The 26,660-nt window shown below is 74.2% G+C and carries 28 protein-coding genes; 22 read left to right on the top strand and 6 right to left on the bottom strand.

Going from position 1 to position 26,660, the window contains the following annotated elements:
* Positions 1-46: 46 nt before the first annotated feature.
* Together ACGF1Z_RS16170 and mptB are read left to right on the top strand one after the other, a co-directional pair.
* Positions 47-478 (top strand): hypothetical protein, encoded by a 432-nt coding sequence (locus ACGF1Z_RS16170; RefSeq protein WP_393004338.1) that lies wholly within the window; start codon positions 47-49, stop codon positions 476-478.
* Between the two features lie 44 nt (positions 479-522).
* The gene (mptB, locus tag ACGF1Z_RS16165; protein ID WP_393004336.1) at positions 523-1,974 is read left to right on the top strand and encodes a polyprenol phosphomannose-dependent alpha 1,6 mannosyltransferase MptB; all 1,452 of its coding nucleotides are present in this window, start codon (positions 523-525) and stop codon (positions 1,972-1,974) included.
* Positions 1,975-2,029: 55 nt separating this feature from the next.
* Here mptB and ACGF1Z_RS16160 read toward each other — a convergent pair whose 3' ends face one another.
* Both ACGF1Z_RS16160 and ACGF1Z_RS16155 read right to left on the bottom strand, forming a co-directional pair.
* Entirely contained in the window at positions 2,030-3,628 is a 1,599-nt protein-coding gene (locus tag ACGF1Z_RS16160) for an amidohydrolase family protein (protein ID WP_393004334.1), read from the bottom strand.
* A gap of 19 nt (positions 3,629-3,647) precedes the next feature.
* Positions 3,648-4,934, bottom strand: a complete 1,287-nt coding sequence (locus tag ACGF1Z_RS16155; RefSeq protein ID WP_393004332.1) for an alanine racemase — start codon at positions 4,932-4,934, stop codon at positions 3,648-3,650.
* 151 nt (positions 4,935-5,085) lie between these two features.
* On the opposite strand from ACGF1Z_RS16155, the gene ACGF1Z_RS16150 reads away from it, so the two are divergent.
* From ACGF1Z_RS16150 to ACGF1Z_RS16135, 4 genes are all read left to right on the top strand, one after another.
* On the top strand, positions 5,086-6,312 hold the full coding sequence (locus ACGF1Z_RS16150; RefSeq protein ID WP_393004330.1) for a sugar kinase: 1,227 nt from the start codon (positions 5,086-5,088) through the stop codon (positions 6,310-6,312).
* Positions 6,309-7,088, top strand: coding sequence for an IclR family transcriptional regulator (locus ACGF1Z_RS16145; RefSeq protein ID WP_393004326.1), 780 nt, complete (start codon positions 6,309-6,311; stop codon positions 7,086-7,088). Before ACGF1Z_RS16150 ends, ACGF1Z_RS16145 begins: the two co-directional genes overlap by 4 nt.
* Positions 7,085-7,495 carry a RidA family protein gene (locus ACGF1Z_RS16140; RefSeq protein WP_393004324.1) on the top strand — a complete coding sequence of 137 codons (411 nt, stop codon included), beginning with the start codon at positions 7,085-7,087 and terminating at the stop codon, positions 7,493-7,495. Before ACGF1Z_RS16145 ends, ACGF1Z_RS16140 begins: the two co-directional genes overlap by 4 nt.
* 247 nt (positions 7,496-7,742) lie before the next feature.
* On the top strand, positions 7,743-8,300 hold the full coding sequence (locus ACGF1Z_RS16135; RefSeq protein ID WP_393004322.1) for a hypothetical protein: 558 nt from the start codon (positions 7,743-7,745) through the stop codon (positions 8,298-8,300).
* Here ACGF1Z_RS16135 and ACGF1Z_RS16130 read toward each other — a convergent pair.
* Complete coding sequence (locus tag ACGF1Z_RS16130; protein ID WP_393004320.1) at positions 8,297-9,691, bottom strand: M14 family metallopeptidase; 1,395 nt, start codon at positions 9,689-9,691, stop codon at positions 8,297-8,299. The two genes, ACGF1Z_RS16135 and ACGF1Z_RS16130, sit on opposite strands and share 4 nt — an antisense overlap.
* A gap of 216 nt (positions 9,692-9,907) precedes the next feature.
* Complete coding sequence (locus ACGF1Z_RS16125; protein WP_393004318.1) at positions 9,908-11,608, bottom strand: chitinase; 1,701 nt, start codon at positions 11,606-11,608, stop codon at positions 9,908-9,910.
* Between the two features lie 313 nt (positions 11,609-11,921).
* Between ACGF1Z_RS16125 and ACGF1Z_RS16120 the strand changes: the two genes are divergently transcribed.
* The 14 genes from ACGF1Z_RS16120 to ACGF1Z_RS16055 all read left to right on the top strand — a co-directional run bounded on the left by ACGF1Z_RS16120 (position 11,922) and on the right by ACGF1Z_RS16055 (position 23,393).
* A complete protein-coding gene (locus ACGF1Z_RS16120) occupies positions 11,922-12,779 on the top strand; it encodes a hypothetical protein (protein ID WP_393004316.1) in 858 nt (285 codons plus the stop codon).
* 186 nt (positions 12,780-12,965) lie between these two features.
* The gene (gene cpaB / locus ACGF1Z_RS16115; RefSeq protein WP_393004314.1) at positions 12,966-13,673 is read left to right on the top strand and encodes a Flp pilus assembly protein CpaB; all 708 of its coding nucleotides are present in this window, start codon (positions 12,966-12,968) and stop codon (positions 13,671-13,673) included.
* A gap of 6 nt (positions 13,674-13,679) precedes the next feature.
* Entirely contained in the window at positions 13,680-14,933 is a 1,254-nt protein-coding gene (locus ACGF1Z_RS16110) for a CpaE family protein (protein ID WP_393004312.1), read from the top strand.
* A 2-nt stretch (positions 14,934-14,935) separates the two neighbouring features.
* The gene (locus ACGF1Z_RS16105; protein ID WP_393004310.1) at positions 14,936-15,304 is read left to right on the top strand and encodes a TadE/TadG family type IV pilus assembly protein; all 369 of its coding nucleotides are present in this window, start codon (positions 14,936-14,938) and stop codon (positions 15,302-15,304) included.
* A complete protein-coding gene (locus tag ACGF1Z_RS16100; protein ID WP_393004308.1) occupies positions 15,301-16,107 on the top strand; it encodes a TadE/TadG family type IV pilus assembly protein in 807 nt (268 codons plus the stop codon). Before ACGF1Z_RS16105 ends, ACGF1Z_RS16100 begins: the two co-directional genes overlap by 4 nt.
* Positions 16,104-17,447, top strand: coding sequence for a CpaF family protein (locus ACGF1Z_RS16095; RefSeq protein WP_393004306.1), 1,344 nt, complete (start codon positions 16,104-16,106; stop codon positions 17,445-17,447). The genes ACGF1Z_RS16100 and ACGF1Z_RS16095 overlap by 4 nt, the downstream gene beginning before the upstream one ends.
* A gap of 13 nt (positions 17,448-17,460) precedes the next feature.
* On the top strand, positions 17,461-18,405 hold the full coding sequence (locus ACGF1Z_RS16090; RefSeq protein ID WP_393004304.1) for a type II secretion system F family protein: 945 nt from the start codon (positions 17,461-17,463) through the stop codon (positions 18,403-18,405).
* 12 nt (positions 18,406-18,417) lie between these two features.
* On the top strand, positions 18,418-19,305 hold the full coding sequence (locus ACGF1Z_RS16085; protein ID WP_393004302.1) for a DUF5936 domain-containing protein: 888 nt from the start codon (positions 18,418-18,420) through the stop codon (positions 19,303-19,305).
* Positions 19,306-19,316: 11 nt separating this feature from the next.
* The gene (locus ACGF1Z_RS16080; protein ID WP_393004300.1) at positions 19,317-19,892 is read left to right on the top strand and encodes a LuxR C-terminal-related transcriptional regulator; all 576 of its coding nucleotides are present in this window, start codon (positions 19,317-19,319) and stop codon (positions 19,890-19,892) included.
* A gap of 96 nt (positions 19,893-19,988) precedes the next feature.
* Positions 19,989-20,216, top strand: a complete 228-nt coding sequence (locus ACGF1Z_RS16075) for a Flp family type IVb pilin (protein WP_393004298.1) — start codon at positions 19,989-19,991, stop codon at positions 20,214-20,216.
* Positions 20,217-20,260: 44 nt separating this feature from the next.
* Complete coding sequence (locus ACGF1Z_RS16070; RefSeq protein ID WP_393004296.1) at positions 20,261-20,872, top strand: hypothetical protein; 612 nt, start codon at positions 20,261-20,263, stop codon at positions 20,870-20,872.
* A gap of 137 nt (positions 20,873-21,009) precedes the next feature.
* Positions 21,010-21,471 carry a hypothetical protein gene (locus tag ACGF1Z_RS16065; protein WP_393004294.1) on the top strand — a complete coding sequence of 154 codons (462 nt, stop codon included), beginning with the start codon at positions 21,010-21,012 and terminating at the stop codon, positions 21,469-21,471.
* A gap of 10 nt (positions 21,472-21,481) precedes the next feature.
* Positions 21,482-22,096, top strand: a complete 615-nt coding sequence (locus ACGF1Z_RS16060) for an OmpA family protein (RefSeq protein ID WP_393004292.1) — start codon at positions 21,482-21,484, stop codon at positions 22,094-22,096.
* Positions 22,097-22,103: 7 nt separating this feature from the next.
* Complete coding sequence (locus tag ACGF1Z_RS16055; RefSeq protein ID WP_393004290.1) at positions 22,104-23,393, top strand: hypothetical protein; 1,290 nt, start codon at positions 22,104-22,106, stop codon at positions 23,391-23,393.
* On the opposite strand, the gene ACGF1Z_RS16050 is transcribed toward ACGF1Z_RS16055, so the two are convergent.
* The gene (locus ACGF1Z_RS16050) at positions 23,375-24,412 is read right to left on the bottom strand and encodes an endonuclease domain-containing protein (RefSeq protein ID WP_393004288.1); all 1,038 of its coding nucleotides are present in this window, start codon (positions 24,410-24,412) and stop codon (positions 23,375-23,377) included. The two genes, ACGF1Z_RS16055 and ACGF1Z_RS16050, sit on opposite strands and share 19 nt — an antisense overlap.
* A 184-nt stretch (positions 24,413-24,596) precedes the next feature.
* Between ACGF1Z_RS16050 and ACGF1Z_RS16045 the strand changes: the two genes are divergently transcribed.
* Positions 24,597-24,965 (top strand): hypothetical protein, encoded by a 369-nt coding sequence (locus tag ACGF1Z_RS16045; RefSeq protein WP_393004286.1) that lies wholly within the window; start codon positions 24,597-24,599, stop codon positions 24,963-24,965.
* Positions 24,966-25,136: 171 nt separating this feature from the next.
* Entirely contained in the window at positions 25,137-26,309 is a 1,173-nt protein-coding gene (locus ACGF1Z_RS16040) for a hypothetical protein (RefSeq protein WP_393005616.1), read from the top strand.
* Here ACGF1Z_RS16040 and ACGF1Z_RS16035 read toward each other — a convergent pair.
* Entirely contained in the window at positions 26,281-26,643 is a 363-nt protein-coding gene (locus ACGF1Z_RS16035; RefSeq protein WP_393004284.1) for a DUF192 domain-containing protein, read from the bottom strand. The two genes, ACGF1Z_RS16040 and ACGF1Z_RS16035, sit on opposite strands and share 29 nt — an antisense overlap.
* Positions 26,644-26,660 lie beyond the last annotated feature (17 nt).

Here is a 26,660-nt window from a genome sequence, read left to right as displayed (position 1 = left end):
GACCCAGGTCGTCGACCGGCTGTCGTGCTCCCTACAATCACGGCTCGTGAGCCAGTACGACACGGGGGGCGCCGAGCCCCCGAGATCCCGCCGCCGGCATGCGTCGAAGCGACGCGGCCCCGGCCCGCTCTGGACGATCGGCAGCGGCGCCGTCGTGGTGATCGGCGTCCTCGCCGCCATGACGTCCCTCGACTCCGGACCGGCCGGGCCGGCTCCGGCCGTCGACGAGGGGCATCCGGGGATGCCGGCGCTGATCCAGCGGGACGAGGGCGCCCCGGACGGGGACGGGGAGTCCCCCGGGCCGACGGCCTCCGCCCACCCGGCCCGGCCCTCGGGAGCCGCGAGCACGGCCCCGGCGCCTACGGCCGCCGCCCCGGCGGCCGCCACGTCCACCGGCGCCACGCCCACCACCAGCCCGTCCCCGCAGCACCCGGGAAGGTCGGGCTCGGCCCCGGGCGCCAAGAAGAAGCAGAGGTAAGCGGCCGAGGGGCGCGGCGGGGCCGCAGGATAGGTTGTCCCGTCATGTGGGTCTTCAGCACCGCCGGATGCCGGTGGCTCGGCGCGATCGGATCGCTCGCCGTCACCGTCGGCGGCTGGGCCGCCGGGACCCTGCCCGTGCGCGGCGGCCGGGGCCTGTGGGAGCCGCACGGCCCGGGCGTGACGGTCGCCGGGACGGTGCTCGCGTACCTGGGCCTGACCCTGCTGATCGCCGCGTGGTGGCAGTACGGGCGGCTGCTCGCGGCCGGCGCGGCCGACCGGGTCGTCACCACCCTCGGATGGTGGGTGGCCCCCCTCGTCCTGGCCCCGCCCGTGTACAGCGCCGACGTCTACAGCTACATCGCGCAGGGCGCGATGGTCCTGGAGGGCCACGACGTGTACGGGGCCGGGCCGGCCGTCCTCGGCCCCGGCGACCTCGGGGCCGACGCGGCCGCGAGCGTCGGCGGACACTGGACGCACACCCCCGCGCCGTACGGACCGGTCTTCCTCGTCCTGGCCCAGGCGGTCGTCAAGCTCACCGGGGGCGCGGTGGTCCCCGCAGTCCTCGGCATGCGCCTGCTCGCGCTCGCCGCGCTCGCGCTGATCGTGTGGGCCGTACGCGGCCTCGGCGGCGATCGGCGGCCCGGCGCGCTGTGGCTCGCGGCGCTCAACCCCCTGCTGCTCGTCCACGTCGTCGGCGGCATGCACAACGACGGCCTCATGACCGGTCTCCTGCTCGCGGGCCTGCTGCTCGCCGTGCGCGGGCGGTGGGTGGCCGGGAGCGTCCTCATCGGCCTCGCGGTCATGGTCAAGTCGCCGGCGGCGGTGGCGCTGCTCTTCGTCGGCGTCCTGGTCGCGCGGCGCACGGGCGGAGCACGCGGCCTCCTCAAGGGCCTGCTGCCGGGGGCCGTCGCGGCCGCCGTCGCGGCGGGCGCGACGCTCGTCGCGGGCACGGGCTTCGGCTGGCTCCGCACCCAGAGCGTGGCGGGGACCATCCACACGGCGCTGTCGCTCACGAGCGACGTCGGGCTGGGACTGGGACTGCTCACGGGGGACGACCCGGAGCCCGTGAAGGGAGCGGTCCAGAAGCTGGGCCTGCTGGTGGCGCTCGGGCTCATCGCGCTGCTGGCCCGGCGGGTCTGGCAGGGGCGCACGGACGTGGTCCTTGCCCTGGGGCTCTCGCTGCTCGCGCTCGTGGCGCTGTCGCCGATGGTGCAGCCCTGGTACGCGCTGTGGGGGACGTGCGCGGTGGCCGCGGTCGCGTGGGACACGCGCCCGGGCCGGTACCTCGCCGTGCTCTGTGCCGCCCTGACCTACGAGACGGCCCCTTCCGGCCACACGCCCTGGTACGGCTTCGCGCTGACGGGGCTGGCCCTGGCGGCGGGCGCGCTGTGGCTGCGCCGCGAGCCCTGGCCGCCGCCGCACGCGCCGGCCGCGCCGGTCACGCCCGCCGCCCCGCGCCCGGCACCGGACGAACGGGCGCGGCGGGCGGGCTGAGGGCGCGTCCCGGCGGGCCCTGCCCGCGCCGGGGCGGACAGGGGCCGGGCCGCGGTCAGCCGGCCGGGGTCCGGCGGACGGCGCGGCCGGCGAGGGCCTGGGTGCGCCGGCCGTCCTCGATGACGAACCGGCCGGCGACCAGGACGTGGGGGATGCCCACGGGGAGGGTGCGCGGGGCCTCGTACGTCGCCCCCGACGCCACCGTCGCCGGGTCGAACAGCACCAGGTCCGCCACGTATCCCTCGCGGACCAGGCCCCGGTCCGGCAGGCGGAGGCGGCGGGCGGGCCGGGAGGTGAGGTGGGCGACGCATTCCTCCAGCGTGAGGACGGCCTCGTCGCGGACGTAGCGGCCCAGGTACTCCGGGAACGTCCCGTACGCCCGCGGATGCGGCTTCGCACCCTGCAGGATGCCGTCCGAGCCGCCCGTGTGGACCGGATGCCGCATGATCGCGCGGACGTTCTCCTCGTGCCCCACGTGCTGCAGGACGGTCGAGCCCAGGCGGTCCTCCAGCAGCAGCCGGCGGGCGGCGGGCCAGTCGGGGAGGCGGCGGCCGACCCAGGACGCGAGCGCCGGATCCGTCACGCCCGAGATCTCGATCGTGTCCCACGCGACCGGCACCCCGTGGCAGCCGTCCGAGCCGAGCTCCTCCAGCTGGTGCCGGATCCGCTCCGCCGTCTCCTCGTCCCGCAGCCGGGCCGACAGCGCCTCCGGGCCGCCCTCGTGCGCCCAGCTCGGCAGCACGGCGGCGAGGGTCGTGCAGCCGGGGGTGTACGGGTAGCTGTCCAGGGTGATGTCGGAGCCGGTGGCCAGGGCCTCGTCCAGGAGGGACAGCAGTTCCGGGGCCCTTCCCCTGTTCACGCCGAAGTTCATCGTCGCGTGGGCCAGGTGCAGCGCGCAGCCCGCGTCCCGGGTGAGCCGGACCATCTCCGCGTACGCCTCCAGCGCCCCCGCCCCGTACGAGCGGTGGTGCGGGCAGTAGTAGCCGCCGTAGTGCGCCACCACCCGGCACAGCTCGGTGAGTTCGGCGTCGGGCGCGTACATCCCGGGGGTGTAGGTCAGGCCCGACGACATGCCGACCGCGCCCTCTTCGAGGCCCTCCGCGACCAGCTGCCGCATGCGGTCCAGCTCGGTCCGCGTCGCGGGGCGGTCCTCCCACCCCATGGCGTACATCCGGACGGTGCCCTGCGGGACGAGGTACGCCGCGTTGACCGCGATGCCGCGGCCGCCGTGCGCACCGTCCAGGCGGTCCAGGTACCCGCCCACCGTGCGCCAGTCGAGGTCGAGGCCGGAGCCGTCGCCGTTCCAGCCCGTGATCGCCCGGCGCACCTCGGCGAGGGTGCGGTCGTCGACCGGCGCGTACGACAGCCCGTCCTGGCCCAGCACCTCCAGCGTGACGCCCTGCGCGGCCTTCGCGCTGTGGTCCGGGTCGCGGAGCAGCGCGAGGTCGCTGTGGGCGTGCATGTCGATGAAGCCGGGGGAGAGGGCGAGGCCTTCGGCGTCGACGATGCGGCGGGCGGTGGGCCGCTGGCAGCCGGCCGCCGCGCCCTCCTGCACGATCGCGGCGATCCGGCCGCCGTCGACGGCGACGTCGGCCCGGTAGGAGGGGCCGCCGCTGCCGTCGACGACCTCGGCGTCGCGGAAGACCAGGTCCATGGCTGCTGCCCTGCCTCTCCTAGAAGAAGGTGCGGATGTAGTCGACGACCGTGCCGTCCGCCTCGACCAGCGGGATCAGCTGCCACTTGTCGAAGGACGTGCACGGGTGGGACAGGCCCATGCCGAGCCAGTCGCCGACCTCCAGGTCGGCGCCCTCCTCGGTGCGCACCCAGGCGTGCTGGTCGGAGAGGCCGGTGACGCTGATCCCGTCGGCGGGGCGGATCTCACCGGTGCGGGCGTCGCGGACGACCTGGGCCTCGGGAAGATGGAGGTCGTGGGCGGCGTCGCGCTTGCCGGCGTTGGTGAAGGCCTGCGCGGCGGTGGGGCGGGAGACGACCTGCGTCCAGAGCCGGAACGCGGGCTCCAGGGCGCCCTCCCCGGGGATCCGGTTGAAGGGCGTCAGCGTGCGGTAGTGGCCGCTGTCGTGGGACACGTACGCGCCCGAGCGGAGCAGCTTCAGGACGGGCAGGGAGAGCTCGGGGATCCCGGCGAAGACCTCGGCGACGGTGTCGAACCAGGCGCTGCCGCCCGCACTCACGACGATCTCGCCGGCGGCCGGGTCGAAGCGGCCCGCCTTGTCGAACTCGGCGGCGAGGGCGGTGAGCCTGCGCAGCCAGGCCCGGACCCGGTCCTGGTCCGCCTGCGGGACCTCGCCCTCGTAGCCGGCGACGCCGACGAGCCGGAGCGTGCGGGCGGCGGCGACGGCGTCGGCCACGGCGGCGCAGTCCGCCTCCGTACGGGCGCCGGTGCGCGCCCCGTCGCCGGCGCCGAGCTCGACGACGACGTCGACCGGCCGGCGGGCGCCGGCCCCGGTGAGGGCGGCGTCCATCAGCTCGACGCCGCGGACGGAGTCGACGTAGCAGACGAAGCGGAAGTCCGGGTCGGCGTCGAGTTCGGCGGCCAGCCAGCGCAGCGCGACGGCGTCGACGAGTTCGTTGGCGAGGAAGATCCGCGCGATGCCGTGGGCGCGGTAGACGCGGGCCTGGTGGGGGACGGCGGCGGTGATGCCCCAGGCGCCGTGCGCGATCTGGCGGTCGAAGAGCTGCGGGGCCATCGAGGTCTTGCCGTGCGGGGCGAAGGCGAGGCCGTGGCGCTCCGCGTAGCTCTCCAGGAGCCGGAGGTTGTGCTCGACGGACTCGGCGGAGAGGGCGAGGACGGGGGTGGTGAAGCCGCCGGTGAACAGGTTGCGGCGCTGGGCGGCGAGCTCGCCGACGGTCAGGCCCTCGGCGTCCGGGGGCAGGGCCTTGAAACGGTGGTCGACGCGCTCGTGCGCCAGGTCGGGGGCGGTGCCGGGGGCGGCGGGCATGCTTCCTCCTCGTCGAGGTGTCGCAATGAGCTCCGGTGCGGTGTTGCATGGTCTGCAACGGTCATTGCGTATAACGCTTACGGCTGTCTAACATCCGGGCCGAGGCCGGGTCAACGGACCCGCGAACCGTGCACTGCGAAGGAGGCCGAAGGTGACCGGTACCCCGCCGGACGTCGTCTGCCTCGGCGAGTCCATGGTCACCTTTCTGCCCACCCGGCCGGGCCGCCTCGCCGACGTCCCCTCCTTCGACCGTGCCATCGGCGGCGCCGAGTCCAACGTCGCGTGCGCGCTCGCCGCGGCGGGACACCGGACGAAGTGGGTGGGGCGGGTCGGACGCGACGGCTTCGGGGACCACCTGACGGAGGCGATCGGGTCCTACGGCGTCGACGTGTCCGCCGTCGTCCGCGACCCGGCGCGGCCGACCGGCGTCTACTTCCGCACCGCGGCCGACCGGGCCGCCGACGGGCACGAGGTCGTGTACCACCGGGCGGGCTCGGCGGCCTCGGCGATGTCGCCGGAGACCGTGCCGTACGGGATGCTCGCCGACGCCCGCGTCCTCCATCTGTCCGGCATCACCGCCGCCCTGTCCGACTCCTGCCTGGCGCTGATGCGGGCGCTCACCGCGCGGGACGGGTGGCCGGGCCCCGTCGGCCGCCCGCTGGTCTCGTTCGACGTCAACTTCCGCCCTGGGCTGTGGCCGGACGCCGCGGCCGGCGGCCGGGTCCTGCTGGAGCTCGCCCGGGGTGCGGACCTCGTCTTCGTGGGCGCCGACGAGGCGGAGACGGCCTGGGGGCTCGGTGAACCGCACGCGATCCGGGCGGCGCTGCCGGAGCCGGCGGTGCTGGTGGTGAAGCGGGGCGGCGAGGGCGTGACGGTCTTCGAGCGCGGCGGCCCGCGCCCCGGGGGCGACGGGGCCGGCTCGGGCGGCTCGGGTGGTGCGGGTGACGGAGGCTACGGGGACGGTGCGAGCGGCTCGGGCGGCCGGGGTGACGGCCGCGGTGCGGGCGACGGGGGCGCCCCGGGCGGCGAAGGGCCCGTGTCCCCCGGCGCCGTCGCGGTCGCCCCCGGCGCCGACGCGTCCCCGGACACCGTCACGCACGTCCCCGCCCCCCGCGTCGACGTCGTCGCCGCCGTCGGTGCCGGTGACGCCTTCGCCGCCGGATTCCTCGCCGGCACCCTGCGCGGGCTCGGCGTCGCGGCGCGGGCGCGGCACGGGCACCTGACGGCGGCCGCCGCGCTGACCGTGCCCGGGGACCTCGCCGTGCCGGTGGGACGCGCCCGCGCCGACCGGCTCGCCGCCCTGGACGACGAGGCCTGGGGGACACTTCACCTCGGCCCCGGCTGGACGGGGGACGATCAGGAGGTACGTACGCCATGAGCCAGACCGTCGACCGTGCGCTGAGCATCCTGCCGCTGCTCGCACAGGGCCCCGCCGACCTCGGGCAGGTCGCCGACCGGCTCGGCGTGCACAAGTCCACGGCACTGCGCCTGCTGCGTACCCTCCACGAGCACGGCCTCGTCCACCGCCAGCAGGACCAGCGCTACCGCCTGGGCGCCCGCCTCTTCGCGCTCGCGCAGGAGGCCGTCGAGAACCTCGACGTCCGCGAGATCGCCCACCCCCATCTCGCCGCCCTCAACGAGCGGATCGGCCACACCGTCCACCTCGCCGTGCACGAGGAGGGGGAGGTGCTCTACATCGACAAGGTGGAGAGCCGCTACCCCGTCCGCATGTACTCCCGCATCGGCAAGCCCGTCGCGATCACCGTCGCCGCCGTGGCCAAGCTGCTGCTCGCCGACCTGCCCGAGGCCGAGCGCCGCACCCTCGCCGCCAGGCTCGACTACCCGATGTACACGTCCCGTTCGACCCCCAACGCCACCGCCTTCCTCAAGGAGCTGGCGACCGTGCGCGAACAGGGCTGGGCCACCGACCTCGGCGGCCACGAGGAGTCCATCAACTGCGTCGCCGCGCCCGTCCGCGGCGCCGACGGCCGGGTCGTCGCCGCCATGTCGGTGTCCGCGCCCAACGTGGTCGTCACCGCCGAGGAACTCCTCGGCCTGCTCCCGCTGGTGCGTCGCACCGCCGACGACATCAGCCGTGAATACTCCGGTTCCGCAAGCACTCCCACGAACACGAAGGACCAGGACCCCACATGAGCGAGAAGACCGCCCTCACCCCCGCCACCCACACCGCCCCGCCCGCCCGGTTCTCGCACGGTGTGAAGAAGGGCAACATCCTGCAGGTGGCCGGCCAGGTCGGCTTCCTGCCCGCCGTCGAGGGCCAGGCCCCCACGCCCGCCGGCCCGACCCTGCGCGAGCAGACCCTCCAGACGCTCGCCAACGTCAAGGCGATCCTGGAGGAGGGCGGCGCCACCTGGGACGACGTGATGATGATGCGCGTCTACCTCACCGACGTCGCCCACTTCGCCGAGATGAACGAGATCTACAACGCGTACTTCGAGGAGCAGGAGCTCAAGGCGCCCGCCTCGGCCCGCACGACGGTGTACGTCGGCCTGCCCCAGGGGCTCCTCATCGAGATCGACGCGCTCGCCGTCCTGGGCTGACCCCGGGCCGGGTCACCCCGGTCCGCGGCACCACCCGCCGCCGCGCGGCGCGGCGTTCGGCCCCGGACGCCGCGCCGCACCTCCTCCCCGCCGCCGGCGCCCTCCCCGCGCCGGCGGCGGTCCGCGGCTCCTCGGGGTCGGGCCGCCGCCCTGCGCCGCCCGGGTGCGCCCGGCCGGCCGTGCGGTCGCCGTACGGGACGGCCGGGGCGGCTGCCCTCCTCACAGGATCGTCGGCCATACTCGCCGTGTGGAGCAGCGCACAGGACCCAGCATCCAGACCGTGCCCGGCGTCGCGACCGACCCGGCTTTCGTCCCGGGCCTCACGGGCCCCGTTCCTGACGGACCGGAGGAGGGGACGGCGGCCCCGGTGGCGGCCGTCGCCGGGCCGGCCGACGGGGCCGCGGCCGGGGAACAGGCCGTCTCCGACGCCGTCGTGGGGGACACGGAGCCCGGGGACGCCGTCCCCGGTCGGGCCTCCGAGGACGCCGCCGGGGAGGAGGCCGTCCAGGACGCGGCTCCCGACGGCCCCGCCTTCGAGGCCGCCGACCGGCGGGCCCGGCTCGTGGCGGACGCGGCGGGGGTGCGGCTGAGCCTCGACGAGGAGAGCTGCGACTTCCGCTGGGACGAGATCGGCGCGGTGGAGGTCGCCTCGCCCCGTTTCGGCAAGCGGTTCAGGGTGGTCGTGCACACTCCTGACCGGCGCTGGTACCCGATCGAGATCGAGGCGCCGGCCAGGAGCCGCGTCCAGGAGTGGGAGTCGGGCCTGGACGCGGTGCTGGACGCGTACTTCGACGAGAACGCCTAGCAGTACTGCGCGGCCTTGCCGATCGAGCGGTACATGCAGTCCGCGTTCTCCAGGAGTTGCAGGACGGCGTCCCGGTTGCGGCCGGTCTCCCGCTCGATCACCTCGTCGGGCGGGTAGAAGCCGCCGTTCCAGGACGACGTCGGGTACATCTCGAAGGTGTACGCGAAGATCTTCTGGGTGCCCCAGAGGTAGTCGTCGATCGACCCGTCGGTGATGTAGAGGTCGCTGGACTGCTCGGGCGTGTAGCCGTTGCTCGTGGCCATGTTCCGGCCGACCGTGGCGAACGCGTCACGGTCGTCCTGGGTCATGCCGGGGGCGGTGTCGGCGTTGGTCCAGCCGAAGGGCCACAGGACCAGTTCGCTGTACGTGTGGAAGTCGATGGCGGCCTTGATCTGCTGCTTGCCGCCCACCACGCGGGAGCGCACGAAGTCGGCGACGACCTTCACCTCGGGGGCGGACTCGGCGGCCGCGCCGCGGTAGGTCTCGGAGCTCTTGGACCCGGAGGATCCGCCGCAGCAGCCCCACTTGTAGTCCCAGTTGCGGTTGAGGTCCGTGCCGACGTACGACGAACCGGAGTTGGGCTGGCGGTTCTTGCGCCAGCTGCGGTAGGAGCCGCTCGCGATGTCGTACTCGCCGCCGTCCGGGTTCAGGTCCGGCACGATCCAGATCTCGCGGCTGTTCACCATGCCGGTGATCCGGGGGTCCGTGCCGTAGCCGGCGCCGAGCTCGCGCAGCAGGTAGAGCGCCATCTCGACGGTGAGGTGCTCGCGGGCGTGCTGGTGGTGGGTGAAGAGGACCTCGGGCTCGTTCTCGTCGGTGCCGACGTTGTCGCTGACCTTGATCGCGACGATGTCACGGCCCTGGTACGTCTTGCCGATGACCCGCTTGCTCATGAGGGACGGGTAGGCGGCGAGGCGCTGGTCGATCTCGGCGTTCATCTCCGCGTAGTTGTGGTACTTCGCGTCGGCAGAGGGGAAGTCGAGCGGCCCGGCGGCCAGGCCGGGGGTGTTCCGCTGCGGCGGTCCGGGGAGGGCGGTGGCCCGGTAGCCGAGCGCCCTGAGGTGCTTGAGCTGGGTCGCGTTGGCGCTGACGACCACCGCGCGGGCGTCGACCTCGTCGATGGAGACGCCGGTGGCGGTCAGGGCGGAGCGTTCGGCGGCGGTGGCGGGCCCGGCGATCTCGTACTGCCGGATCACCTCGTCGGCGGCGGCGGTCGGCGCCGGGTCGGCCCCGGCGGGTGTCGTGAGGGCGGAGACCGGCGCTGCGAGGGCGAGCGCCAGGAGGGTCGCCATGACGGCGGACCTCTTCCCGCGGGAGCCGCGGGATCCGGGTGATGCGGGGGATGCGGGCGATCCTGGGGAGCCGGGGATGCCTCGGGTACGAAGTCGCATGCTGTCTCCTGGGTGGGGAGTGTGGGGAGTGCGACAGACGGTCGTTCGCCGGAAATCGGACGTCGGACGCCGTACGGTGCTGACATGGTGAGGGGGTGACATGAACGGGTCAAGCAGGCAAGTTCGGCCACATTCTTCCGTCCCTCGTCCCCGGGCACGCCACAGCGCCGCCGGGGGAGCGGCGGCGCTGCGGACGGATTCCCCCGAAGGGCTCAGTTACGGCAGGTTGTGGACGTGCGGGCCGACCGCGTTCGACCAGGCGTTGCCGGCCGTGGCGTCCCAGTTGGTCGACCAGGTCATCGCGCCCCGGATGTTCGGGTAGGTCTGCGCGGGCTTGAAGGTGCCGCAGCCGGTGCCCTTGGCGAGGCAGTCGAGCGCGTTGCGCACGATCTGCGGGTCGACGTAGCCGCTGCCGGCGCCGCGGGTCGAGGCGGGCACGCCCAGGCCGACCTGGGAGGCGTCGAGGCCGCCCTGGAGCTGGATGCAGGCGAGCGCGGTGAGGAAGTCCACCGACCCCTGGCTGTAGACCTTGCCGTCGCAGCCGAGCATGGAACCGCTGTTGTAGTACTGCATGTTGACGACCGTGAGGATGTCCTTCACGGCGAGCGCGGTCTTGAAGTACTCGGTCCCGGTCGACTGCATGTCGATGGTCTGCGGGGCCATCGTCAGCACCATCGACGAACCGGCCCTGGCGGAGAGCTGACGCAGCGCCTTGGTCAGGTACGTGGAGTTGATGCCGTGCTCCAGGTCGATGTCGACGCCGTTGAAGCCGTACTCCTGCATCAGCGCGTACGCGCTGTCGGCGAAGGCGGTGGCGGAGGCGTCGCTGTTGATGGTGACGTTCCCCTTCTCGCCGCCCACCGAGAGGATCACGGACTTGCCGGCCGCCTTCTTCGCCGCGATGTCGGCCTTGAAGTCGGCGGTGGAGGCGTAGCCGACGGCCGGGTCCAGGTTGAAGGTGATCTGGCCGGGCGTCGTGGTGGCGTCCGCGAAGGAGACGGCGATGATGTCGTACTGCGTCTGCACGTCCCGCAGCTTCTGGACCGTGGCGCCGTTGTTGAAGTTCTGCCAGTAGCCGGTCAGCGCGTGCTTGGGCACGGCCGGGCCGGGGCCCGGGTTGGTGACCTCGGCGGTCTTCGCGGCGACGGCCGCCGACTTCGCGGACTCGCCCGCGGCGTTGGTCGCGGCGACCTGGAACTGGTAGGTGGTGTTCGCGGCCAGCCCGGTGACGGTGGCCGAGGTGCCGCTGACCGTGGCGGCGAGAGCGCCGTCCCGGTAGACCTTGTAGCCGGTCGCGTTGGAGACCGCGCCCCAGCCGAGGGACACCGAGGACGAGGTGACGGAGCCCGCGGCGAGACCGGCCGGCGCGGCCGGGACCGTCGGGGCCGGGTCGGTGCCGCCGCCCCCGTCGGGGCCGAAGACGCTCACGTCGTCGACGGAGTACGCGGCCGTGCCGTACCAGCCGTGGGTGTAGATCTGCACGGAGGTGGTGCTCGCGCCGGTGGTGAAGGTGGTCGTCAGCTGCTTCCAGCCCGCGCTGTCCGGGGTCCAGGTGGAGACGTCGGTGGTGCCGGTGCCGGTCGCGCCGAGGTACGCGTAGCCGCCCTGCACCCAGGCGCTCAGGGTGTAGGTGGAGCCCGGCTTCACGGCCACGGTCTGCACGCACCTGGCGTTGTCGAGGCCGGCCGGGGTGGCCCGCAGGGCGCCCGCCCCGGTGCGTACCGGCGAGGAGACGACCGTGCCGCTGCCGGCCGAACAGGACCAGTTGGCGAGGCCGTTCTCGAAGCCCGCGTTCCTGGCGACGTTGACGTCGGCGGCCTGGGCGGTGCCGGCGCCGCCGACGAGGGCGAGCCCGGTGCTCAGGGCGAGCGCCAGCGCCGTCCTGGCGGCCGCGGCTCTGGTGGTGGTGCGGTCCACGTGGTGCCTCCGGGGGGGGAGTGGGGGAAGGGGAGGCCGTACGCCTTCGTACGGGGGTGCGCCTTCGTACGGGGATGGGGATGGCGGAGGTGGGGAAGGGCGGGGGCCACCGCTGGGGGAACAAGTTGGTCCAGACCAATTGCGTTGTCAAGGCCTCGGACAGGAACCGCAGTTCAGAGCCGACCGGGTGCGTCACGAATATGACGGAGCTTGAAGGATTGTGTGTTCACCACTCCAGTGGCCTGGATAAGGTGCAGTCGCGGTAACGCTGCGAACGCAGCTAGTGATCAGTGAGGGATCGGGGGAGCCCGACGTGCCGACAGCCATTGCGGTCACCAGCGCCGACCTGGTGCTGCCGCCGACCGATCCGCAGACGCCCCCCGCCGCCGTGCTGCCCGGCCCCGACGCCCGGCCGCTCGACGCGGCCCTCGCCGACGTGCGCCGCCTGCTCGACCAGCAGGGGCACCTGGTCGTCGTCTGCCCGGCCTCCGTGCCGCCCGCCACCGCCCAACGGCTGCACGCCGTACGGTCCCTGCTCGAATCCGACCGGATCGCGATCGTCCGGACCGCCCTGCCGCCGCTCGGGGCCGCCGTGCTCGTCCGGCAACTGCGCCAGCTCTCCGCCTGCGACTTCAGCCCCGGCGTCCTCGCCTCCGCCGCCCGGCTCCTCACCCACTACGTGTACGCCGGGGCCGTCCTCGGCTCCGTGGCCCGGCTCGACCACGTCCCCGTCGGACTCACCTCCCACGTCAAGGGCTGGCTGCCCGGCGCCCACTTCGCCGTGCTCGCGGGACCCGCGCCCCAGCTCGTACGGCTCGGGTCGGGCGGCTCCGGCGGCGCCGGGGAACTCGCCGGCCCCGAGTTCACCACCGACCTCGTCCTCGCCCGCGGCCAGCTCCAGACCGACTGGCCGACCGCCGCCCTCGCCCCCCGCTGGCAGGTGCGCGCCGTCCAGGAGGCCGCCCTGCCCGAGGCGTCGGCGCGCTGGTGGGGCACCGGCCGGCTCGTCGAGTTCGCCGCGTACCTGCCCGACCTCCCCGTCCTGTACCAACTGGTCTCCTCCGTGCGGCGCGAGACCTGCCACTGGTGCCGGATGGAGCTGATCGGCGACCGCTGCGGCTTCTGCGCCGCGCCCCTGCCCACGGCCCAGCCCGCCACCACGGCCGGCTGACGCCGTCCGCCCGGCCCGGCCCTCCCGCCGCCCGAACGCCCCCGCCCTGCCCGCCCCGACCGCCCTGCCCCGTCCCGACCGCCCTGCCCGTCCCCGTACCGCCGGCCCCGACCACCCCGTACCGCCCGCCCCGACCGCCCCGCCCCGTCCGTCGCGTCACCCGTCCACGATCGAGGTAGTACGGCCATGAACTCCCGCCAGCGCCGTGGCGTCATCCTGCTGCTGCTCTCCGTCCTGTGCGCCCTCGGCGCCTTCGCCGGCGTCCTCTCGGTGATCAGCGACGTGAACTCCAAGGTCGGGCCCGAGGTGACGGCCTACCGGGTACGGGGAGACATCGCGCCCTACAAGGCCCTCGGCCCCGACCAGTTCGAGAAGATCACGATGCCCGAGCGCTGGCTTCCGGCCACCGCCGTCACCGACCTCGCCCAGACCGAGGGCAAGATCGCGGTCACCACCCTCAAGAAGGGTTCGCTCCTGCAGCGGGACATGATCGTCGACCGGCCCGCGCTCGCCGCCGGACAGCAGGAGATCGCCATCATGATCGACGCCGCCACCGGCGTCGCCGGCAAGATCACCCCCGGCTCCAGCGTCAACATCTACGCCACCTTCGCCGGCGAACGCGGCGGCCAGGCCGCCCAGTCCAAGCTGATCGTCGCCGGCGCCCGCGTGCTCGACGTCGGACCCCTCACCCCCATCGGCGCCGGACGCGAGGAGCGCAGCAGCCGCGCCACCGAGGCCGTGCCGATCACCTTCGCGCTGTCCACGGCCGACGCCCAGCGCGTCGCCTACGCCGAGTCCTTCGCCGAGCACGTGCGCCTCGCCCTCGTCGCCCCCGGCAGCACCACCCCGCCCGACCCGCGCGACCGCACCTACACGCTCGACAAGGACAAGTGAGGCCGAATGACCACGAGGATCCTGCCGGCGGTCGGCGACCCGGACGCGGCCCGTGCCGTCACCACCCTCATCGGCCAGCTGCCCGACGCCGAACCCGCCGGGCCCCTCACCGACTCCACGCAGCTCGTCGACACCCTCGCGCGGCTCGCCGCCGAGTCCCTCGACGCACTGCCCGAGGTCGTCCTCGTCCACGAGCGGATCGGCCCCGTACCGGCCCTCGAACTCATCCGCGAGGTCGCCCTCCGCTTCCCCGCCGTCGGCGTCGTCCTCATCACCGCCGACGCCAGCCCCGTGCTGTTCTCCGCCGCCATGGACTCCGGCGCCCGCGGCCTCGTCACGCTGCCGCTCGGCTACGAGGAACTCGCCAGCCGCGTCCAGGCCGCCGCCCAGTGGTCCGCCGGCGTCCGCCGCCACCTCGGCGCGGGTGCCGAGACACCCGCCGGTCCCGGCGGCACCGTCGTGACCGTCAGCGGCGCCAAGGGCGGCGTCGGCACCACGGTCACCGCCGTCCACCTCGCCCTCGCCGCCCGCGCCTCCGGCCGCACGGTCGCGCTCGTCGACATGGACCTCCAGGGCGGCGACGTCGCCTCCTACCTCGACGTGCAGTTCCGCCGCTCGCTCGCCGACCTCGCCGCCATCAACGACATCACGCCGCGCGTGCTGCAGGACGCCGTCTACGTCCACGAGACCGGCCTCTCCCTGCTCCTCGCCCCCGGCGAGGGCGAGCGCGGCGAGGAGGTCACCGACCGCTCCGCCCGCCAGATCGTCAGCGCCCTGCGCACCCGCCACGAGGTCGTCGTCGTCGACTGCGGCACCCACCTCGACGCGGCCGGCGCCGCCGCCGTCGAGATGGCGGACACCGCGCTGCTCGTCACGACCCCCGACGTCGTCGCGGTGCGCGCCGCCAAGCGGGTCGTCCGCATGTGGGACCGGCTGCAGGTCCGCAAGCCGGAGGAGACCACCGTCCTGGTCAACCGCCACCACCGCGCGACCGAGATCCAGCCGGCACTCGTCCAGAAGATCACCGGCACCCGGATCGCCGGCGTGTCCGTCCCCGCCCACTTCAAGGAACTCGCGGCCGTCGTCGACGCCGGCCGGCTGCACGACCTGGACGCCCGGTCCACCGTCAAGCAGGCCCTGTGGGCGCTCGCCGGAGAACTCGGCCTGGTCAAGGCCGCGGCGGGCACCCCGGCCAAGGAGCTCGTACGCGGCGGGGACCGCGGCACCCTCGGGCTGCGGCGCCGCGGGGCAGGGCGATAGACGTGCGCGGGCCGTGGCGGGACGAGCGGGGGCAGGTGGCGGTCGAGTTCGTCGGCATGCTGCCGCTGATCCTGCTCACGCTGGTGCTGCTCTGGCAGTGCGTCCTGATCGGTTACACGTACACCCTCGCCGGGAACGCGGCCGACGAGGCCGCCCGCGCCTACGCCGTCGGCGACAGCTGCCGCGAGGCCGCGCTGCGCAACCTGGACGGCGCATGGCGGTCGGGTGCCTCCCCCGACTGCCGGCGCGAGGACGGCATGGCCCTGGCCAGGGTGAGTATCCGCGTGCCCGTGCTCTTCCCGGGGGCGATCAGCTTCCCCTTCACGGTGGAGGGCGACGCGGCGGCCGTGTGGGAGGGGGACGAACGATGAGGCGACCGGGGAACGGGAGCGGGGGCCGGGGCGCCGCGGGGAGCGGGGGCACGGACGTCGCCGGGAGCGGAGGCCGGGGCGCCGCCGGGAGCGCAGGCCGGGGCGCCGCGGGGAGCGGGCGCGCGAAGTCGGACCGTGCCCGGGGCGGGACCGTCGCCGGGAGCGGCACCACGGCCGGCAGCCCGACCACCGCCGGCATCGGCGCCACCGAGGGCAGCGGCACCACGGCCGGCAGCCCGACCACCACGGGCAGCGGCACCACGGCGGGCAGCCGCACCACCGAGGGCAGCGGCGCCACCGAGGGCAGCGGCGCCACCGCGGGCAGCTGCACCACCGTCGGCAGCGGCGCCACCGAGGGCAGCGGCGCCACGGCGGGCAGCCGTACCACCGCCGGTGGGCGTGCCCCGGTCCGGGCCCGGCTCCGAGCCGGGCTCCGGGCCCGGGACCGCGGGCAAGTGGCCGTCGAGTACCTGGGCTTCCTGCCGATCCTGCTGCTCATCGGTCTCGTCGGCGTCCAGCTCGGCATCATCGGGTACGCGGCCCAGCAGGCGGGCACCGGAGCGCGCGCGGCCGCACGGGCGGCGAGCGTGGACGACCCCGGCTCCGTACCCGGCCCCGAGGCGGCCGGGAAGGCGGCGATGAGCGACTGGATCGCGCGCCGCAGCCGCGTCGAGGAAGGCGACGGCACGGCCACCGTCACCGTGCCGATCCCCTCCCTCATCCCCTTCTGGACCTTCGACGACGTGAAGAGGACCGCCACCATGCCCGTCCCCGATTCCGCGCCCGAGGAGGACCGGCGATGAGCCTGCGGTCCCGCATCAGCAGCCCCGAGGACAACCGGGCGGGCGCCGGCCGGGAGGACGGACACCTCGTCGCGTCCTTCCGCGCCAAGCTCCTGGAGGAGATCGACCTCACCGAGATGTCCGCGCTCGCCGCCGCCGAGCGCCGGGCCCGGCTGGAACGCGTCCTCGGGCACATCATCAGCCGCGAGGGCCCGGTGCTCTCCACCGCCGAACGCGCCCAGCTGATCCGCCGGGTGGTCGACGAGGCGCTCGGACTCGGCGTGCTCGAACCGCTCCTCGAAGACGCCTCCATCACCGAGATCATGGTCAACGGCCCCGACCAGATCTACATCGAACGGGCCGGCCGGGTGGAGCTGCTGCCGCTGCGGTTCGCCTCGCACGAGCAGCTGATGCAGACCATCGAGCGCATCGTGTCCACGGTCAACCGGCGCGTCGACGAGTCGAACCCGATGGTCGACGCCCGGCTCCCGTCCGGCGAGCGCGTCAACGTCATCATCCCGCCGCTCTCCCTCACCGGGGCCACGCTGACCATCCGCCGTTTCCCCCGCGCGTACACGCTGCACGAGATGATCGGCCTCGGCTCGATCGACGAGCAGATGCTGCTCCTGCTGTCCGGGCTCGTGCAGGCCAAGTTCAACGTCATCGTGTCCGGCGCCACCGGCACCGGGAAGACGACGCTCCTCAACGCCCTCTCCGGCCTCATCCCCGAGGGCGAGCGGATCATCACCATCGAGGACTCCGCCGAACTCCAGCTCCAGCAGTCCCACGTGATCCGCCTGGAGGCCCGGCCGCCCAACATCGAGGGGCGCGGCCAGGTCTCCATCCGCGACCTCGTCCGCAACTCCCTGCGCATGCGCCCCGACCGCATCGTCGTCGGCGAGGTCCGCGGCGGCGAGACCCTCGACATGCTCCAGGCGATGTCCACCGGCCACGACGGCTCGCTCGCCACCGTCCACGCCAACTCCGCCGAGGACGCCCTCATGCGGCTCCAGACCCTCGCCTCGATGTCGGAGGTCAAGGTCCCCTTCGAGGCGCTGCGCGACCAGATCAACAGCGCCGTCGACGTCCTCGTCCAGCTCACCCGGCACCCCGACGGCACCCGGCGGGTCACCGAGATCGCGATCCTCGCCTCCAACGGCCGCGAGCGCTATCTGCTCGCCACCGTGTGCCGCTTCCACGCCCGGCCGCTCGCCGCCGACGGACGGGTGTACGGCGAGTTCGCCTACCACCCGCTGCCGCGCCGGGTCGCCGAACGGCTCTACATGGCGGGCCAGCCCGTCCCGCAGGCCTTCGGCGTGGCCGCGACCGACGAGCACCTCGCCACCCGGGAAGCGAAGTAGGGGAGGAACGACCGTGAACCCGACACTGCTGACCGTGGGCGCGGCGCTGGTCGCCGGCGTCCTGGCCGTGGCCGGCCTGCAGTTCTACGCGAGCGGGGCCGCGCAGCGGTCCGCCCTGATCGCCCGCCTCTCGCAGACCGCGGGCGAGGGGGGCGACGGCGCGGGCCGCCGCAGGCGCCCCTTCCGCGGCATCGACCGGCGGGTGCGGCGCACGACGTTCGGGCGCAAGCTCGAACTCCGCATCTCCGCGACGGGACTGGACCTCACCCCCGGGGAGTTCGTCGTCTCCATGGCGGTGACGGTGGGCGCCCTGTGGATCGCCGGACAGGCCCTGCTGTCCCCGTTCTTCGGGCCGATCTGCGGCTTCCTCGGGGTGTGGGTCGCGATGGGATTCCTCAACTGGCAGCGCCAGAAGCGCATCGAGAAGTTCATCAACCAGCTTCCCGAACTCTCCCGCATCCTCGCCAACGCCACCCAGGCGGGCCTCGCGCTGCGCATGGCCCTGTCGCTCGCCGCCGACGAACTGGACGCCCCGGCGGGTGACGAACTGGAGAAGGTCGCCCAGCAGCTCGCCGTCGGCACCTCCCTCGACGACGCGCTCGGCGAACTCGCCGAACGCCTCCCCTCCCGCGAACTCGTCGTCCTCGTCACGACCCTGGTCCTCGCCAACCGGGCCGGCGGCACCGTCGTCTCCTCGCTGCGCAACCTCACCGAGACGCTGGAGGAACGCAAGGAGACCCGGCGCGAGGTCCGGACGCAGCTGTCGCAGGTGAGCATGACGGCGTACGCCGTCCCGGTCATCGGCGTCGGCTCGCTGCTCCTCATCGACAACATGCAGCCGGGCGCCCTGGACCGGATGACCGGCTCGGGCCTCGGCCAACTGGCGGTCGTCCTCGCCTTCGGGCTGTACGGAGTCGGCTTCATGGTGATCCGCCGCCTCGCGAAGATCGACGTGTAAGGGACCCGGACCGTGGACCTGCTGCTCGCCCTGCTCGCCGGCCTCGCCGTCGCCGGCGTCTTCTACGGCATCCGCCTCTACCGCGCCGACGCCAGACTGCCCAGCGACCTCCAGCTCGCCCTGGAGGTCGGCGCGACCCGGACCGGCGCCGTCGACTCGGTCGTCGACCGCCTCGGCATGCGCTGGTCGCCGGCCGTGCTGCGGCTGATGGGCCCCAAGCGGGTCAACGCCGTGCGCCGCCGCATCGACCTCGCCGGAAACCCCGGCGGCCTCACCATCGACCGGTACGGCGCGCGGCGGGCCGTCTACGGCGTCCTGGGCGGCTTCGGCGGCCTGCTCATGGTGAGCAGGGGCTCGATCCTGGTGGCCGTGCTGCTGTTCGCCTTCGGCGCGTTCTGGACGGAGGTCGGCATCTGGTCGGCGGTCCGCATCCGCAAGGACCAGATCGAACGCACCCTGCCGGACTTCCTGGACGTCCTGGCCGTGGTCGTCTCCGCCGGGCTCGGCTTCCGCCAGGCCCTGGAGCGGGTGGCGGACAAGTACGAGGGGCCGTGGGCCGACGAACTGCGCATCACCCTGCGCCAGATGGACATGGGCGTCAGCCGGCGGGAGGCCTTCGACGAGCTGCGCCGGCGCAACGACTCCGAGCAGGTCGCCCAGTTCGTGACCGCCCTCCAGCAGGGCGAGGAGCTGGGCGCGCCGATCGTCGACACCCTGATCCAGATCGCCAACGACATGCGCCGGACCGACGCGCAGAACGCCCGCCGCAAGGCCGCGAAGGCCGTCCCCAAGGCGACGATGGTCATCACGACCCTGATGGTCCCGGCCACGATGATCCTGCTGGGCGCGGGCCTGTTCCTCGGCACGGGCACCGACTTCGGCTCGATCACCGGCGAATGAGGACACGTCGCATGCGAAGAGTCGTGGTGGTGGCGGAGAACCCGGTGGTGCGGGCGGGCCTGGCGGTGCTGCTCGCGGCACCGGCGGACGTGGCGGTGACCGCGACCGCACCCGACCCGGCCACGGCGCTCGCGGCGGCCCGGGGCACCGCCCCCGGCCTCTTCGTCCTCGACGGAGACCCCGGCGCCGTACGGCATTTGGCCCGGACGGCCCCGGTACTGCTCCTCACCCACACCCCGGTGCGCGCCACGGGCGCGGCAGGGCACCTGGTCCACGGCGACTTCGACGAAGCGGATCTCCTGCACGCCGTGCGTGCGACTGCACATGCTGGCGGAGCTTCAACTGTCTCCAATATACTGCGCTTCAGAAATCCAGCTTCGCAGGTGCAACGGTTCGGACTGAGTGCCAGGGAGGTGGAGGTGATGGACCTGATCGCGTCCGGCATGACCAACCAGCAGATCGCCGCCACCTGCTCCATCACCGAGAAGACCGTCAAGAACCACATCAACCGCATCTTCGCCAAACTCCACAGCACCACCCGCGGCGAAGCCATCGCCTCCTGGCTCGGCACGAGGACCGCCTCATGAAGCCGACTACGCACCGTGATTGGGCCTACGGACCCTGTGAACAGCCCGCCTTCCGGGCGTACCCTGCCCGAGTCGCCGGACTCGGAGGGGAACACGATGAACGACGCGCTGCTGAAGGCCCTGACCAAGGCCAGGGTGCACGCGGGAAGTTGGTCCGCGAGGAGGAACTCCCGGGGGGACCGGGGGCAGACGGCCGTCGAGTACCTGGGGATCATCGTGGTCGTGGTGGCGATCGTCGTCGCGATCTCGGGCACCAGCATCGGCCAGGACATCAAGGACGCGATCAGTCGGAAGATCACCAGTCTGACCGGAGGCGGCAAGTAGGCCGCCGAGGCGACGCGGGCCAGGCCTTCCCCGTCTACATCACGGTGATCGCGGGTCTGCTGTTCCTCGCGTTCGTCTACTTCGCCGTGGCCCAGGCGGCAGTCACCCGCAACGGGGGTCAGACGGCGGCCGACGCCGCCGCGCTCGCCGCCGCCCAGGACGCCAGGGAGCAGCTGCGGGACGGCTGGCTCGACGTGATCCTCGACCCGGCCGAGTGGGGCGGGTACCTGGAGGGTGACGGGTATCTGACCGATCAGGCCTGCGGCCAGGCGGAAGTGTTCGCGGCGAGGAACAGGGCCCAGGTCACGGACGGCGGCTGCAGCCCGTTGCGGACCGGCGAGAAGGGGTTCGAGGTCGAGGTTCGCACCCTCGACGCGGCCGGTGTTCCCGGTGGGGAGAAGCAGCACGCGGTCGCGACAGCGACGGCGGTCCTGGAGCCACGCTGCTCCTTCGACGCCCCCGAGCCGACGCCCCCTCCCACTCCCTCCACGCCCACGCCGACCGGCTCCGGCTCGCCCGAGCCGACCCCCACGCCGAGTCCGGAGCCGGAGCCGATCACCGGCCTGGTGTGTGACGGCGTCGAGTGGGTCATCGACCCGGATCACCCGCGGCTGCCCGACGCCGCGGACCTCTTCACTGTTCGACTTGCCGACTGACGAGCGAAGGACCTTGACTCATGAACGTTCGGTACGCGAGGAAGGCCCGCAGAGGGGCGGCCGTAGCCCTTGCGGCTGGACTGGCTCTCGTCGTGACGGGGTGCGGCAGCGAAGAGCAGCCGAAGAAGCAGCCGGCCGTGAGCTCTCCGGCCCCCCGGCCGAGCGGTCAGGACGGAAAGGCCCCTCCCTCGGCCGAGCCCACCGAGGTCCTGGCCGTCCTCAAGGGGCAGGAAGGGCTGGAGCTGACGGTCAACTCCGCCCAGCGCGACGCCGGCGGCTTCCTCACCGTGAGCGGTGTCCTGAAGAACACGTCCGGCGATGTCGCCGTCGTTTCCTCCCACTTGAGCGGCGACGAGACGGAGATCATCAAGCACGGCAATTCCCTCGGTGGCGCCACCCTCCTCGACTCCCGAGGGAAGAAGCGCTACTACGTCCTCCGTGACACCGACGGGCGGCCTCTGACCACCACCCGGCTCTCCAGCCTCGACTCCGGTGCGGAGACCCCCGTCTTCATGCAGTTCCCCGCCCCGCCCCCCGCCACCACCGAGGTCTCGCTCCAACTGCCCACCTTCACGCCCGCCACCATCAAGCTCTCCTGAGGGCGCAGCCATGAAGACGACGTCGACTCCTCGCCGCATCGCCGCCCTCACCGTCACCGCCCTGCTCCTCGGCGGCACCGTCGGCAACGCGCGCGCCGACGATCCCCCCAACTCCACCTCCAGCGGCGCCCCGCCGCCCGCCATCGACGCCACCTCGCCCGCCCTGATGCTCCCCGACGGCGCCACCCTCGCCCCCGCCAAGGTGCTCGACATCAAGCAGATCGTCGAGGAGGAGGGCGGCGAGCAGCGCCGTGAGGACACCAACGTCGACGTGACGTTCGCGCTGCAGGCCGAGGTGCTGTTCCCCAAGGACAGTGCCAGGCTCAGCCCGGCCGCCACCGCCCGCATCGCCGCCATCGCCGCGGAGGTCGACAAGCAGGGGTCCGGCCGGGTCCGCGTGTTCGGGTTCACCGACGACCTGGGGACGTACGAGCACGGTCTGAAGCTCTCCAAGGAGCGGGCCGACGCCGTGCAGCAGGAGCTGGCGAAGAACCTGGACCCGGGGACCACCTTCGACATCCGCGGGTACAGCGAGGACTATCCGATCGCCGACAACTCCACCGAGGAGGGACGGAAGAAGAACCGCCGCGTCGAGGTCTCCTTCCCCCGCACCTCCGGCGGGTAACGGGGCGATGCGCAGGGTCACGGTCGCCGCGCTCGTCCTCGGGGTCCTCGGCACGACCGCCGCCCCCGCCTCCCCCGTCGCCCCCGCCGGACCGCCCCGGCCGACGGGATACCGCAACGCCCCCGACGCCCGGCCCGTCCGGGCGGGTTCGGTGCTGCCCGGCCCCGGCACGTACACCGACAGCATCGCCCGGGGGGAGACCCGCACCTACCGCGTGCGGCTCGATGGTTCCTCGAACGTCTTCCTCTCCGCCGTCCTCGCCCCGCCGCCCGGCGCCGCCGTCGACGTCGTGGACGGCGTCTCGTTGTCGCTGCGCACCGCCTCCGGTCTGCTGTGCGGCATGCGCGCCGACATACGCCTCTACGGCGACACCGCCCGGCCCGTCGCCGACTACGTCAGCCGGCGCCTCGAAGCGGGCCGGGACTGCCAGGAGGCGGGGGAGTACGACCTGGTCGTCCAGGGGGTGGGCCGGGACGGCGACGCCGGGCGGCGGCGGGCCTGGCGCTGGGACCTGGAGCTCGGTTACGTGGTGGAGCCCGCGCCCGGCCCCGACGCGGAGCCCCCGCCCCCGCCCCCGCCCACCGCCTGGAGCACCGCACCGCCGGCGGACCTCGGCGCCGACGCCCCCGGACCCGGCAGGGCGGCCCGCGGGGGAACCGGCTTCAACGACGCCGCGCAGCTCGCCGGCGCCGGGACCTGGCGGGACGAGTTGCGGCCCGGGGAGAGCCGCTTCTACCGGGTGCCCGTCGCCTGGGGGCAGCAGCTCTTCGCCCGCGCGCGGTTCGGCAACGCCGCCGCCCCGCCCGGGCGTTCGGCGCTGCCGGACGGGCTGCGTCTCGCCCTGTACAACCCGGCGCGCGGCGCCGTCGACGAGCGCAGGGCCCTGTACACCGGCGCCCCCGCCACGCTCCTGCTCGCGACGGCCCCCGCCGCCTACGCCAACCGCACCGAGGGCACGAGCGACGCCGTCAGCGCGATGCGCTTCGAGGGGAGCTACTACCTTCAGGTCAGCCTCGACCGGCAGGCCCCCGCGTCCGTCCCCCTGGCTCTCGACCTGGCCCTGCCGTCGTCGTCCGCCGCCACCGGGCACGAGGGCTCGGGCCTCGGCGCCGGTCCCGCCCGCGGTGACGCCGCCGCCCCCGGCCCGGATCCCGTGCTGCGCGCCGTGGGGATCGCGGGCATCTCCACCGGCACCGTCCTCGTCGTGTCCCTCGCCGCCTGGCCCCTTCTCGCCTCCCGCCTCTCCCGCTCCCGCGCCCGGACCCGGCCCCGCGGGCGTCACGCCCGCGGGACGTGACGGCCGGCCGGGTCCTGTCCGGGGCGGTCGGCCAGGGCGGCCCGGATCGTGGCCGCCATATGGTCCGGGCGGGCGAAGACCTCGCGGGCCGTGAAGCGCAGGACGCGGCGGACGCCCGGGCAGCTCTGGAGCTCGTTGAAGCGGTGGACGTCGCGTTCGTGGGCCTCCCGGGTGGCGTGGTGATAGGCGAAGCCCTCGATCTCGACGACCAGTCCGGCGGAGCGGAAGAGGAAGTCGGGGTGCAGCGGGCGGCCCGCCCGCGTGTGCAGGGTCGGCTGGACCTCCGGGTGCAGGCCGGCGTCCCGTATCCGCAGCCGTGCGACGGTCTCGGCGGGCGAGCCCGAGCCCGCCACGGCCAGCGGCAGCCAGCGCCGGGCGGCCGGGCCGCCCGCGCGGCGGGGCGCGGCGAGTTCGGCGGCCAGGTCCCCGGGCCGGACGAGCGGGCCTCGGCGCAGGCCGCCGACCGAGCGCCGGGAGAGCGCCGAGTCGGCGACGACCACGGCGGCCTCCCTGCTGCCGGCAGCCCGTATCAGGTCGCCGGCCGTCCGCGCGGGGTTCGTCACCCGCAGCCCGTGCCGCAGCGAGCAGTCCCGGTCGGTGAGCCGCGACGTCGTCCGGATCCGTGTGCGCACGTGCGGCCTTGCCGGGCCGCCCGGGGCCCGGCCGCCCGGGTGGGGCGTGCGGGGCCCGCGCGCCGCGCGGGAAAGGAATTCGAGGGTCGTGGCGTCCCCCGGACCGTCCCCCGAACCGTCCGGCCCGAGGTCCGTGAGACGTTCGATGCGGTGCAGCGCGGCCGCCGTGCCGTGGCTGCACACGAGATCCGGGTGGAGCAGTTGGAGCGCCCTGGCCCGCACCCGCCAGTCCACCTCCTTTCCCGGGACCGCCCACGCGCCGCGGCAGATCCGCTGCCAGCCCTCCCCGCGCAGCCGCCGGCCCAGCCGTCCGCGCGGCCAGCCGGCGGCGAACGCCCAGACGGTGAGCAGCACCCCGCCCCTGGCGAGTCTCGTCAGCTCGTACATGTGCGCAAGGTCCCACGGACGGGGGACACTTCGCATCCCCTGTGGAAAACCCGGGGAAAACCCGGCATAAGACGTCGTCAGGAAAACGCAAAAGTGACGCGACGGGGCACTTCGGGAGGAGCATCCTGGTCTTCAGGCCTCCCCCCAAGGCACAACTCCAGAGCGCTTCCGAAGTGGGCAGCCCATGACGACCACGACCCCGAGCAGCGTCCAGTTGGTCAGCGATCTCGTCGCCCGTGTCCCCGCGTTCCGTGACGCGTACCACACACACGTCTTCCACCAGGGCGGTGTCCTGCCGCACGTCTTCTTCTGGAACGTCGTCCAGGGCACCGTCGACTCCTTCCTCGGCGAGGCCGGGGACGGCTCCGACTGGCGGCGCACCCTCGACTTCCTGGAGGAGCAGAGCCGCCGTGGCGTCCTGGGCGTCGACGAGGTGATCGTCACCTCCTTCCTCGGCGACCTGCCCGCCCCGCACGAGCCCGGGTACGAGATCGTGGGGCAGCTGGGGCCGGTCCTGGCGGCCAGGTTCCTGCGCGTCCGGCCGGGCGGCTGAGGGCCGACGGCCCGCCCCGCACCGCCCCCGCACCCGCACCGCCCCCGCCCCCGCACCGCCCCGCACCGCCCCGCCCGCCCCCCGCCCCGCACGAGCCCGGGGACGAGATCGCGGGGCAGCCGGGGCCGGTGCCGGCCCGGCCAGGTTCCCGCGCATCCGCACGGGCGGCTGATAATCGACCGCATGTCCCGCACCGCCCCCGCCCCGTCCGGAGCCGTCTCCCCCCGGGCCGCCCCGCCAGGAGCCGTCCCCGGCCGGGCCCGCCCGCCCTGGGCCGCCCTCGGCGGCTACGCGGCCACCCGTGTCCTCGGCCTCGTCGTGCTCGCCGCCGCCGCGGCGGCCACCGGCAAGGACGGGCTGCACCGGCTCATGGGGCGCTGGGACGCGGTCTGGTACACGCGGATCGCGGAGCACGGCTACGGCCACGAGGTCACCCTGCCCGACGGCGGCGTCCACGCGGACCTGGCGTTCTTCCCGCTCTTCCCGGCACTCGAACGCGGCCTGTCCACCGTCCTGCCGGTCGACGCCGCGACCGCGGGGCTGCTCGTCTCCTGGGCGGCCTCGCTCGCCGCCGCGTGGGGGATCCACGCGGTCGGCACGCACGTGACGGGCCGGCCGCGGGTCGGTGTGGTGCTCGCGGTCCTGTGGGGGGTGTACCCGACGGCGTTCGTGCAGTCGATGGCGTACACGGAGACCCTGTTCACGGCCCTCGCCGCCTGGTCGGTCCTCGCCGTGCTGCGCGGGCGCTGGATCCTGGCGGGCGCCCTGTGCGCGCTCGCCGGCCTCACCCGGCCGACGGCCGCCGCGCTGATCGCGGCGATCGGGATCACCGCCCTGGTCACCGTCGTACGCGAGCGGCGGCTGCGTGCCCCCGTCCTCGCGGGCGCGCTGCTCGCGCCGCTGGGCTGGCTCGCGTACGTCGCCTACGTCGGTCTGCGCCGGGGCAGCGCCACCGCCTACTTCGAGGTCCAGGCCGCCTGGGGCAACTCCGTCGACGGCGGTGTCGCCCTCGCCCGCTTCGTCGCCGGGCTGCCCTGGCCGGCCGCGCTCGGGCTGTGCGCCGCGCTCGGGCTGCTCGGCGCCCTGGTGGTGCTGTGCGTGCGGCAGCGGCAGCCGCTTCCGCTGCTCGTCTACACGATCGCCGTGGTCGTGATCTCGCTCGTCGGCGCCGCCTACTTCGGGTCCCGGCCGCGCCTGATGATGCCGGCGTTCGGCCTGCTGCTGCCGGCCGCGGCGGCGCTGGCCCGGGTCCGTACCCGTACCGCCGTCCCCTTGCTCGCGGTCCTCGCGCTCGCGTCCGCGGCCTACGGGGCCTTCACCCTGCTCGGCTCGGGTCCACCCTGACGGAGGCGCCGCGCCGCAGCCCCCACCCCGCCATCGTGCCGCCCGCCGCCTCCAGGACGTGCCGGCCGCGCAGCCGGATCATGCCGAGGCGGCCCGGCGGCATGGTGACGACGTCGAGGACCCGCCACGAGCGGTCCAGGTAGGCGACGTCGACGGCGAAGCGCATGCCGAAGGTGTGGATGCTGTTCGTCGGGGTGATGAGCAGGGCGCCCTCGATCCCGTCCCGGCCGAGCAGCCCCCGCCGCCGGGCCCGGTAGGAGGCCGCGATCTCCAGCGGCACCGCCCCGCCCGGGGTCTCCAGCAGGCCCGTCCCGTCACGCCAAGTCCTCCCCATGAGGGAGACGCTAGCCC

The sequence above is a fragment of the Streptomyces sp. NPDC048018 genome (assembly GCF_043202995.1).
Taxonomy (GTDB): Bacteria; Actinomycetota; Actinomycetes; order Streptomycetales; family Streptomycetaceae; genus Streptomyces.
Note: the sequence above shows the minus strand (reverse complement) of the source record. Positions and strands in the feature narration are given on the sequence as shown.